This is a genomic window from Pseudomonas sp. (assembly GCF_037994325.1).
Classification (GTDB): Bacteria; Pseudomonadota; Gammaproteobacteria; order Pseudomonadales; family Pseudomonadaceae; genus Aquipseudomonas.
The window spans coordinates 1-11,015 of the sequence record NZ_JBBNAH010000708.1; the positions used below are offsets into that span (position 1 = coordinate 1).

At 60.4% G+C, this 11,015-nt stretch carries 9 protein-coding genes; 3 read left to right on the forward strand and 6 right to left on the reverse strand.

The features are described 5' to 3' along the window. The 3 genes from htpX to AAAB16_RS23415 form a co-directional block, all read right to left on the reverse strand. Positions 1-772: protease HtpX (htpX, locus tag AAAB16_RS23405; protein ID WP_340665503.1), on the reverse strand; the 772-nt coding region annotated here is incomplete at its 3' end. A gap of 90 nt (positions 773-862) precedes the next feature. Further along, positions 863-1,315 (reverse strand): hypothetical protein, encoded by a 453-nt coding sequence (locus AAAB16_RS23410; RefSeq protein WP_340665504.1) that lies wholly within the window; start codon positions 1,313-1,315, stop codon positions 863-865. A gap of 14 nt (positions 1,316-1,329) precedes the next feature. After that, positions 1,330-2,541 (reverse strand): pyridoxal phosphate-dependent aminotransferase, encoded by a 1,212-nt coding sequence (locus tag AAAB16_RS23415; protein ID WP_110614354.1) that lies wholly within the window; start codon positions 2,539-2,541, stop codon positions 1,330-1,332. Between the two features lie 174 nt (positions 2,542-2,715). Here AAAB16_RS23415 and msrB point away from each other — a divergent pair, with 174 nt between their 5' ends. Continuing rightward, positions 2,716-3,108 (forward strand): peptide-methionine (R)-S-oxide reductase MsrB, encoded by a 393-nt coding sequence (gene msrB, locus AAAB16_RS23420; RefSeq protein WP_340665505.1) that lies wholly within the window; start codon positions 2,716-2,718, stop codon positions 3,106-3,108. A 9-nt stretch (positions 3,109-3,117) separates the two neighbouring features. Here the strand turns inward: msrB and AAAB16_RS23425 are convergent, their stop codons facing one another. The 3 genes from AAAB16_RS23425 to AAAB16_RS23435 all read right to left on the reverse strand — a co-directional run bounded on the left by AAAB16_RS23425 (position 3,118) and on the right by AAAB16_RS23435 (position 6,895). Next, on the reverse strand, positions 3,118-3,927 hold the full coding sequence (locus tag AAAB16_RS23425) for a hypothetical protein (RefSeq protein WP_340665506.1): 810 nt from the start codon (positions 3,925-3,927) through the stop codon (positions 3,118-3,120). Between the two features lie 163 nt (positions 3,928-4,090). After that, positions 4,091-5,269: an MFS transporter gene (locus tag AAAB16_RS23430; RefSeq protein WP_340665507.1), complete on the reverse strand. Its 1,179-nt coding sequence runs from the start codon at positions 5,267-5,269 to the stop codon at positions 4,091-4,093. A 579-nt stretch (positions 5,270-5,848) separates the two neighbouring features. Then, on the reverse strand, positions 5,849-6,895 hold the full coding sequence (locus AAAB16_RS23435) for a LacI family DNA-binding transcriptional regulator (protein ID WP_340665508.1): 1,047 nt from the start codon (positions 6,893-6,895) through the stop codon (positions 5,849-5,851). A gap of 279 nt (positions 6,896-7,174) precedes the next feature. Between AAAB16_RS23435 and AAAB16_RS23440 the strand changes: the two genes are divergently transcribed. Next, positions 7,175-9,403, forward strand: coding sequence for a TonB-dependent receptor (locus AAAB16_RS23440; protein WP_340665509.1), 2,229 nt, complete (start codon positions 7,175-7,177; stop codon positions 9,401-9,403). A gap of 224 nt (positions 9,404-9,627) precedes the next feature. Continuing rightward, positions 9,628-10,953: an LLM class flavin-dependent oxidoreductase gene (locus AAAB16_RS23445; protein WP_340665510.1), complete on the forward strand. Its 1,326-nt coding sequence runs from the start codon at positions 9,628-9,630 to the stop codon at positions 10,951-10,953. Positions 10,954-11,015: the final 62 nt, after the last annotated feature.

Here is an 11,015-nt window from a genome sequence, read left to right on the forward strand (position 1 = left end):
CGCTCATGGTTTCCGGCATATGTACCGGCACGCCTTGTTCCGAGCGCAGGCGTTGCAGGGCGCCGATCATGGCGCTGGTACCGGCCAGGCGGGCACCGGCTTCGTCAGCGCGGAATTCGCGGCGACGGGAGAACCACATCACGATCACGCTGGCCAGAATACCCAGCACCATTTCGGCAAAGAAGGTGGCGATGTAGAAACCGATGCCGTTGCCTTCTTCGTTTTTCAAAATGACCTTGTCGACGAAGTTGCCGAAGATCCGCGCGAAGAACATCACAAAGGTGTTCACCACGCCTTGAATCAACGCCAGGGTCACCATGTCGCCGTTAGCAACGTGGCCGATTTCGTGGGCCAGTACGGCTTTCACTTCATCGGGGGAGAAACGCTCCAGCAGGCCCTGACTGACCGCGACCAAGGCATCGTTGCGGTTCCAGCCGGTGGCGAAGGCGTTGGATTCGTAGGCCGGGAAAATACCGACTTCCGGCATTTTGATACCGGCGTTGCGCGACAGCTCTTCAACGGTTTGCAGCAGCCACTGTTCGTGACGGGTGCGCGGCTGGCTGATGATCTGGGTACCGGTACTCATCTTCGCCATCCACTTGGACAGGAACAGCGAAACCAAGGAACCGGCGAAACCGAATACGGCGCAGAAGACCAGCAGGCTGGTGTAATTCTGGCCAGTGAAGCGATCCACCCCAAGCAGTTTCAGGGTGATGCTGGCGATAAGCAGAACCGCCAGGTTGGTGGCCATGAACAACAGAATGCGCATCATGGTGTGAAGACTCTCCTTTGAGCAAAAGACATACGACTAGTGCGGGGTATATAAGGGCGGCCCCCCGCGCTATACAACTCGGCGACTATTTCAAACTGTGTCGTTTGTGCCATTCAAGCTGCTGGTGAACAGCAGGCGGGTCAGCCTGGCGATGCGCTCGCTGTGCTGCTGGTGAATGGCTTCGCGAAGCTGGTGGGCGAGGGTGGCATGCACGCGGCGTACGCTGGGTGGCAGCGCATCACCTTCGGGCAGGGCATGGGGTACGCCGCGCGACAGGCGCAGAAAGCCTTTTTCGCTCAGCACCGCTTGGTCCAGCGCGTCGTAATGAATGGTCGACTCGTAGCGCAGATAACCTTCATCAGCCAGCCACAGCAGCGCGCCCAGGCACGCTTGGTGGCGTTTGCTCGGCAGGCCGAATTCGTCCGGCTCCTCACGGCCAATCAGGTCTTCCACATACAGGCCGACCTTGCGTGGGAAGGCCTGGTACAGCAGCAGAAGGCCGGCTGCCGCGTCTTTATAGAAGTCGTCGATCTGCAGATCCATATTCGGCAGGTGCCTTATTGGCTGTAGGTCTTGAGGAAGTTACCGATGCGTCCGATGGCCTGGTCGAGGTCGTCGAGGCGCGGCAGGGTGACCACGCGGAAGTGATCTGGCCACGGCCAATTAAACGCGGTGCCTTGTACGACTAGAAGTTTCTCCGACAACAACAGGTCGAGCACAAACTTCTCGTCGTTGTGGATCGGGCATACCTTGGGGTCGATTTTCGGGAAGGCGTACAGCGCGCCCATCGGCTTCACGCAGCTGACGCCTGGAATGTTATTGAGCAACTCCCAGGTGCGGTTGCGCTGTTCCAGCAGGCGGCCTTGCGGCAACACCAAGTCATTGATGCTTTGGTAACCGCCCAGGGCCGTCTGGATGGCATGTTGGCTCGGCACGTTGGCGCACAGGCGCATATTGGCCAGGATGTCGATGCCTTCGATATAGCTCTGCGCTTTGTGTTTCGGCCCGGAAATGGCCACCCAGCCAGAGCGGAAACCGGCCACGCGGTACGACTTGGACAAGCCGTTAAAGGTCAGGCACAGCACGTCCGGCGCCAGCGAAGCGGTGGAGATATGCACGGCTTCGTCGTAGAGAATCTTGTCGTAGATCTCGTCGGAGAACAGCACCAGGTTGTGCTGACGGGCCAGTTCCACCATGCCTTCGAGTACTTCTTTGGAGTACACGGCGCCGGTCGGGTTGTTCGGGTTGATGATCACCAAGGCTTTGGTATTCGGGGTGATCTTGGCCTTGATGTCGTCAAGGTCGGGCCACCAGTTGGCTTGCTCGTCGCACAGGTAGTGCACCGGGTTGCCGCCGGCCAGGCTGACGGCGGCGGTCCACAGCGGATAGTCCGGTGCCGGAATCAATACCTCATCGCCGTTGTTCAACAGTGCCTGCATGGACATCACAATCAGCTCAGACACACCGTTACCCAGGTAAATGTCCTCAATGCCAACGCCTTCCACCTGCTTTTGCTGGTAGTACTGCATCACCGCCTTACGGGCGCTGAACAGGCCTTTGGAGTCGCTATAGCCCTGGGCGGTGGGCAGGTTGCGGATCACGTCCTGGAGAATTTCTTCGGGGGCTTCAAAACCGAACGGCGCCGGATTGCCGATATTCAGCTTGAGGATGCGATGGCCTTCCTCCTCCAGGCGTTTAGCGTGCTTGAGCACTGGCCCGCGAATGTCGTAGCAGACGTTGGCGAGCTTGTTCGATTTGCTGACCTGCATGGTGGGGATCCTGAACAAAATGGCCGGCCCTGGCAGAGCGCAGTGGGCCGTGCGGCTTGGCAGTCTGTAACGCGGATGACAGACTGGCGTCTACAAAAGTGCGGCAATCATACGTGTGGCCTGAGCCCTGGAAAAGGTACAGCTCGGGCTTTTTTCAGCAGAAGAGGTGACCCCATGGACAAGCTTGAAAAACCGCTGGATGCCTGGCGCGAGGAGCTCTCCGACGAGCAGTTCCACGTCTGCCGTATGGGCGGCACAGAGCGCGCCTTCACCGGTAAATACCACGACGACAAAACCCCTGGCGTTTACCACTGCGCGTGCTGCGGCGCGGCGTTGTTTGACTCCCAGGCCAAGTTTGACTCCGGCACTGGCTGGCCCAGCTACTACCAGCCAACCTCCAACGCGGCCATCGCCAGCAAGGACGACTTCAGCCACGGCATGCACCGTATTGAAGTCACCTGCGCCAAGTGCGACGCCCACCTCGGTCACCTGTTCCCCGATGGCCCACCACCGACCGGCATGCGTTACTGCATCAACTCGGCCTCGCTGAAACTGGTACCGCGTTAGGCTCTGGTATTAGTCCTCGCTGCCGATTAACGCCCGTGCGCGGTTCGGTTCGGCAGCGCAGTTGAGGCTCGGCAACGTTGGGCTGCGGCGTTTGCGCTGGGATCTGGTTCCACCATCGCAGTCAAGAACACAGGTCTGGTTGCTCTGATAGAGGCGGATGCTGGTTGTCGGTATCAGGTCTTGCAGAACCACCTCATCGCTCATGCGAGTGGTGGGTCTGAGGTACCCCGAATTCATGCGTAGGGGGGTGAGGACCATTTGGCCGTCACCGTGGCCCTCTGCAGGTGCTAATACCTGACTCGCCGCGAAAATATTTTCTGGCCTAACACGCCGTGTAACCACTTCGCGGCGCCCGGCAACGCCCGAGTTTCTTATCAGGTACTCAAGCAGGTTCGCTTGCTGCGGCAAGTATCCATCCTGCCGCTGACGGCCAGCGCTGATCACCTGCGCCAAAATGCTGCTGACGTCCAGGTAGGTGTCGTCGGTATGAATGCGGTAAAGCCATACATCCTCGGCCCCGTAGGTTCCTGGCATCGGCCTTTGCCTGCGGGCAAAGGCCATGGCCCAGTCCCGGTCGGCCGTGGTGCTGACCCAGACAGACCTGCTGGCCGCCACATCAGCGGCGCATTCGCCATAAAACACATGACCGAGTAACTCCGGTGCTTCTCCGCCGCTGCTGAAGCCATTGACGAAAACGTCCTCGGGCGGCCGCGTATCGATGCGATATACCCAGGCGACGGGCTGCGCGTAGGCGGTAATAGGGTTGAGCAAATGTACGCAGAGCAGAGCAGCAAACGAGCGTAACAGTGAGCGGCGCATGACAGGCTCCATCAGGACCAAGGAAGCCTGATGGTGGCGCTGCAACGCCAATTTCTTTAGCAGCCGGTTCTGCCAGGCTGACGGTAATGCGAGCGTGGTAGCTGCAGATATTTCCGTGCCCACACGTTTTTTTCAGGCCGCTGCGTTTATCGCCAGCCGGTTATCAATGCAGCGGAATATCGTGAGAAACAGCCTTAAGCCGTGGCAGCCACCAGGCCACGGCAACGTTTAGCAGCAGTAGCAGCACAGCAAACACCGGCAGCAACGGCAGGCCCATTTCCGCACTCAGCCACAGCCCGCCAAACCAGGCGCCGGCAGCGTTGCCGAGGTTAAAGGCGGCGTGGCTGAGGGTTGCGGCCAAGCTGGCCGATTCGCCCGCCTGTTCCACCAACAGCAATTGCAGCGGTGTGGATACGGCAAACGTAGCAATGCCCCAACCCAGCAAAATCAGCAGGGTGGGAATCTGCAAATGGCCAAAGAAATACAAGCCCAACACCAGTAATGCGCTGGTGGCCAACGCCTTCGGAACCGCGCGTTGCACGCCTTTGTCTGCCAGGCGTCCACCAAAGATATTGCCCAGCGTCAGGCCGATACCCATCAGCAGTAAAGCGCCATTGCTTTGGTCCGGGGTAAAGCCGGTGACCTCACGCAAAAACGGGCTGATATAGGTAAACAGGGTAAACAGCGACACCGACGTCAGGCTGCAGACCAGCAAGGCATGCAGCACCGGCCGGCGCAAAATACCGCTCCAACTGCCCGAAGCACTGCGCACCGGCGCCGCGGTTTGCGGCAGCCAGAGGAACTGCGCCACCAGCGTCAGTGCGCCGATGCCGGCGACCACAAAAAACGTCACCCGCCAGTTGGTGGTCTGCCCCAGCCAGGCGCCCAAGGGCACACCGAGTACGTTGGCGATGGTCAGGCCACTGATCACCATGGCCATCGCCGAGGCCTGCCGATGGGGCGGCGCCAGTTCGCGGGCGAGCAGGGTGGCGCAACCAAAGAAGCCGGCATGGCTGATGGCCGTGGCCAGGCGCGCGGCGAGTAGCCAGTGATAGTCCGGGGCCAGGGCACAGGCGAGGTTGCCGAGGGTGTAGGCGAGCATCAGCAAAATCACCGCTTGCCGGCGTGGCGCGCGGTCGAGCATAGGCCCGAGCAATGGTGCGCCGACCACCACGCCCAAGGCATAAGCGCTAACCAACAGGCCGGCGTCGGCCAGGCTTACATGCAAGTCGGCGGAGAGTTCGGGCAGCAAACCCATGATGATGAATTCACTACTGCCCACCACAAAACCGCCAAGGGCGAGGGCGAGTAGGGGCAGGGACATAAGCGTACGGGCATGCATAAAGCGGGGATTCCAAACGAGAGACGAAGTAGCGGCAGACGGTGTTGCACAGAGCGGCGGTCACTCTGCAATTCTGGATTCCCGCCTACGCGGGAATGACGGAGATCTATCAAACACCGCCGTCGTCCCACGCAGGCAGGATCCAGAGTCGCGAGCCATGCGCAAAACAAGGATTACCGCCCTGCGTGAATGACGCAGATCTATCAAACACCGCCGTCGCCCCCGCGCAGGCGGGGACCCAGAATCGCGAGCCATGCGCCAAACAAGGATTACCGCCGTGCGGGAATGACGCAGATCTATCAAACACCGCCGTCGTCCCCGCGCAGGCAGGGCCCAGAATCGCGCGCCATGCGCCAAACAAGGATTACCGCCGTGCGGGAATGACGCAGATCTATCAAACACCGCCGTCGCCCCACGCAGGCAGGACCCAGAATCGCAAGCCATGCGCAAAACAAGGATTACCGCCCTGCGGGAATGACGGAGATCTATCAAACACCGCCGTCGTCCCCGCGCAGGCGGGGACCCAGAATCGCGAGGCATGTGCAAAACAAGGATTAGCGCCTGCGTGGGGCCGGCATTTTAAGCGCTTTCGCGCTCCACCAGTTCGCAATCGAGCAAATTCAGTTGCTGAAGCGGCTCGTCTAACTCCACCACCCCCAACGCCTGCAATACCCGCAGCGCCGCCACTTCACCAATCTGCCGGGCGGGCGGCTTGATGGTGGTCAGGCTCGGCAGCAGCATTTCGGCAAACGCGTAGTCACCAAACCCCATCACCGCGCAGTCTTGCGGAATGCGCAGCCCCGCGCGCTGCCCAGCCAACAGGCCACCGGCGGCGAGGTTGTCGTTGGCAAAAATAATCGCGTCGGGGCGTGGGTTGCGTTTCATCAGCGCGTCCATGGCCTGTTTGCCGCCCTCGAACGGTGTGGCGTCGGCGCTGGGTACAAACACCCAAGGTTCGCGGCCAGCCTCGCGCAGGGTCTGCGCGTAGCCGTCGCGGCGCTCCAGCGCGCTAAAGTCGCCGGCCACGCTGTTCTGCACAAAGGCGATGCGTTGATAGCCCTTATCCAGCAGATAACGGGCCGCGCGTACGCCAACGTCGTGGTGCAGAAACCCTACCTGCATGGGCGAACGTTCCGGGCGGTAGTCCCATATTTCCACCAGCGGAATATCCGCCTCGGCGAGCATTTTGTCGGTGCCGGGGGTGTGGAAATGGCTAGTCACCACCAAGGCCGCCGGCGACCAGCCGAGAAACGCGCGCACTGCGCTTTCTTCCTGTTCTTCCGAGAAATAGCTGGACGCCAGCAGTAGCTGATAACCATGGGCGGCGAGGGTGTCGCTAAAGCCTTGAATGGTGTTGGCGAAGATCGGCCCGGAGATGTTCGGAACCACCATGCCAACGATGCGCCCGCGCGCCGAAGCCAAGCCGCCAGCGACCAAATTGGGCACATAGCCCAGCTCGTTAACCACCGCCTGAATGCGCTCGCGCAGCTCTTCGGAAACCTGCTCCGGCTGGTTGAAGTAGCGTGACACGGTAATCGCCGAAACGCCCACCTGTTTGGCCACCGTGCTCAGGGTTACGCGGCCGGCGCCACGGCGTTTGCGGGTGGGTTCTTTGTCGCTGCTCACGGTGTTTGCCGGTCCTGGGCGGGGAGAATGCGGGCCACCTTACTGCATTGTTAGCGCTAACAAAAGATTGTTCATAAAGCACTTTATGGAATATAAAAATATTCTTTTAGTATTTGACGGTCTAATCAGCGGCCGATGATACTTGCGATGTTAGCGCTAAAAAGCGCCGGACTGTCGTCACACAGCTGCCACTCGTACGAGCGAGACCAGACACCCGACAGTCCCCTAAAAGCCCGTCATCGAATGGGCAAACGTCTGGTCTACATGGGGCAGTTCAACATGCACACACACACCACCTTTATCGCCCGCCGCAGCCCCTTGGCTGTTGCGGTTCTGCTCGCCGCGCTGGGCCAACAGGGCTTTGCCGCCGAGGCAACCAACACCAGCGGCGAAACAGCCGAACAGGCGCCCACCCTTGGCGCGGTAACCGTTACCGCCACCCGCCGCGAAGAGTCGCTGCAAAAGGTGCCGGTGGCGGTTTCCGTCGTCGATGGCGAGCAACTGGAGCGCGACAACCGTAACAACGTCTCCACCATCGTTCAGCAAGTGCCGACCCTTAACTACCGCAGCGGCGCTTCAAACAAAGACACCTCGCTGTTTATCCGTGGCGTCGGCACCATCAGCACCTCGCCAGGCGTAGAACCCACCGTAGCCACGGTGATCGACGGCGTGGTGCTCGGCCGCCCAGGCCAGTCGACCCTCGACCTGCTCGACCTGGAACGCATCGAAGTGCTGCGCGGCCCACAAGGCACCTTGTTCGGCAAAAACGCCTCGGCCGGTGTACTCAACATCGTCAGCAAAGAAGCGCCGGAAGAAACCCACGGCTACGTCGACTATTCGCACTTTGGCGGCGGCAACGAAAACCGCCTGCGCTTTGGCATTGGCGGCCGTCTGACCGACACCCTCAAAGGCTCGCTGACCACCTTGCTGGGTAAGTACGACGGCAACGTAAAAAACACCTACAACGGTGACGACGCCAACGGCTACGACCGCAAGGGCGCGCGCGGCAAATTGGAATTCGAACCCAACGACGAGCTGAAAGTTACCCTAATCGCCGACTACACCCAGGGCAAAGACACCATCCCCAACGGCGTGCTGACTAAAACCGGCGCAACCTTTGGCCTCGCTGTCGACAACAGCATTACCCCAAGCGACCACAACCGCCGCATCAGCAGCGAAATGAACACCCGCGTCGATGACCGTAACCAAGGTTTGTCCGGCCAAGTGGACTGGGTGCTGGGCGACTTCACCCTGACATCCATTACCGCCTGGCGCGGCTGGAACAACACCCAGTACCAGGATGGTGATCGTCTGTCCGGCATATTCCCGGGCGCGCCGCAGTCCCACGACAAAGGCCAACTGGACTACAACCAATACTCGCAAGAATTGCGCTTGGCCTCGCCCAAAGGTGAGTTCAACGAGTACGTGCTCGGCGCCTTCTACATGCACGGCAAAAGCGAAGAAACCTACCGCCGTGCGGTAACGCCCCCCACCTTAGTCACCCAAACCGGCCGCGCCGACTACGAGGCCATCAACGACAGCTATGCGGTCTTTGGCGAAAACACCTTTAACTTCACCGAAGATTTTCGCGGCATTCTCGGTCTGCGTTGGACCCACGACGACCTGGAATACAAACACCAGCGTGTTTCCACCGCAGCGGCTTCTGGCATTCAACCCAGCTACGCCAGCTCCGGTTCGGTGGACGAAGATGGCTTCACCGGCCGCGCCGGTTTCCAGTACGACATCAACGACAACCTGACCAGCTACATCACCTATTCGCGCGGCTACAAAGGCCCGGCCTACAACGTGTTCTTCAACATGGCCGCCCGCGATACCGAAGCGCTGAAACCGGAAACCTCCAACTCCTGGGAAGTGGGTTTAAAGAGCACGGCGTTTAATAATCGCCTGACCGCCAACCTGGCGGCCTTCCACACCGAGTACGACAACTACCAAGCCAACTTCTACGACGTGGTCGCCGGTGCCGTGGTAACCCGCTTGATCAACGCCGGTAGCGTGAAAAGCGAAGGCGTGGAATTGGACGTCGCCTTCCAGGCCACCAGCCAACTGAAATTGTCCGGCGCGCTGGCCTACACCAAAGCCCGTGTCGACGAATTCACCTGCCCGCCAGGCGCGGCGGCCACCTGCGACATCAACGGCAAACCGCTGCCCTTTAGCCCGGACTGGAAAACCTACGTACGCGGCGACTACACCATTCCGCTGGACAACGGCCTGGATATCGAGCTGAGCACCGACTACGCCTGGCAAGACCAAGTGCAATACAGCCTCGACCAAAACGCCGACACCATCCAAGGCGCCTACGGCATTTGGAACGCCAGCGTTGCCCTGGCCAACTACAACGAAGGCTGGCGCGTCGCGCTGCTGGGTAAAAACCTCGCCGACAAAAGCTACTCCAACGGCCTGGCCTACAGCGGCACCAACTACGTGTACCGCTCTGTGCCACGCGATGACGAACGTTACTTTGGCGTAGAGGTGCGTAAGGACTTCTAAACCACCGTCGTCCCCGCGTAGGCGGGGACCCAGTGGCGTAGGTTGGGTTGAGCGTGAGCGAAGCCCAACGTGGGTCGCCCACATAAAAGCTTGGACCGATAAGCGCCGGCCTTTGGCCGGCCTGTTGGGCCTCACTGCGTTCAACCCAACCTACGTGCAACACCCCGTAAGCGCCACCGTAGAATTGGCCACACGGCTTTTCCGTCAGATCAGGTACCGATGTTATGAGCCAACACCCCCGTCAACTAAGCCTCGGCGCGTTTCTAATGGCCGGCGGGCACCATATCGCCGCCTGGCGGCACCCCGACGTACAGGCCAATCCGCTGGATTTCGCCAGCTACAAACGCACCGCACAGATCGCTGAAGCGGCCTGCTTTGACGCCATTTTTGTTGCCGATAGCGTGGCGGCCTCCACCGACGCTATCGCCAGCCACACCTCACGTTCGGTGTACTTCGAACCGCTGACCTTGCTCTCGGCCTTAAGCGCGGTAACTGAGCGCATTGGCCTGATCAGCACCGTCACCACCAGCTACAACGAGCCCTACCATGTGGCGCGCAAATTCGCCTCGCTCGATCACCTGTCCGGTGGCCGCTCCGGCTGGAACCTGGTGACCTCCGACGCCGCCGCCGAGGCCTATAACTTCGGCCGCGACGCCCATATTCCCCATGCCGAGCGTTACGCCCGTGCCCGCGAATTCCATCAGGTGGTCACCGGCCTGTGGGACAGCTGGGCCGACGACGCTTTTCTGCGTGATAAACAAGCCGGGCAGTTCTACGACCCCGCCAAGCTGCACGTGCTTAACCACAGCGGCGAACACTTCAAAGTCCAAGGCCCGCTTAACGTCGCCCGTTCACCACAAGGCCGGCCGGTGATCGTGCAGGCCGGCTCGTCGGAAACCGGCCGCGAACTGGCCGCCGAAACTGCCGAAGTGGTGTTTACCGCGCAAACCTCGCTGGCCAAAGCGCAAGCGTTTTACGCCGACCTAAAAGGCCGCCTGGGCAAGTTTGGGCGCAGCGAAGAGTCGCTAAAAATCATGCCTGGCGTCTTTATTGTGGTTGGGCAAAGCAACCAAGAGGCGCGGGAAAAGTTCGAGCAATTCCAGGAATTGGTCGAGCCGCAAGTGGGCGTGGCTTTGCTTGGCCGCATGCTCGGCAACTTTGACCTGTCGGGCTACCCACTTGATGGTCCGCTGCCCGATTTGCCGCTGACCGAAAACGGCCAGCAAAGCCGGCAGAAACTGCTCACCGAACTGGCCGGCGCGGAAAACCTGACCCTGGCGCAACTGGGCCGGCGTATTGCCGGTGGGCGAGGGCACTACAGCCTGATCGGCACCGCCAGCGAGATTGCCGACGAGCTGCAAGCCTGGTTTGAAGGCCGCGCGGCAGACGGCTTTAACGTGCTGGTGCCGCATTTGCCCGCAGGCCTGGAGGACGTCGCCAACTACGTAGTGCCCGAACTGCAACGCAGAGGGCTGTTTCGCAGTCAGTACCAGGGCACAACCTTGCGTGAACACCTCGGCCTTTCCCGCCCAGGTAATCAATTTTTTTGAGAGCGTTTGTTGGGCTTCGCTGCGCTCAACCGCAACCTACGGTTCGAAGGTTCTCTGTAGGT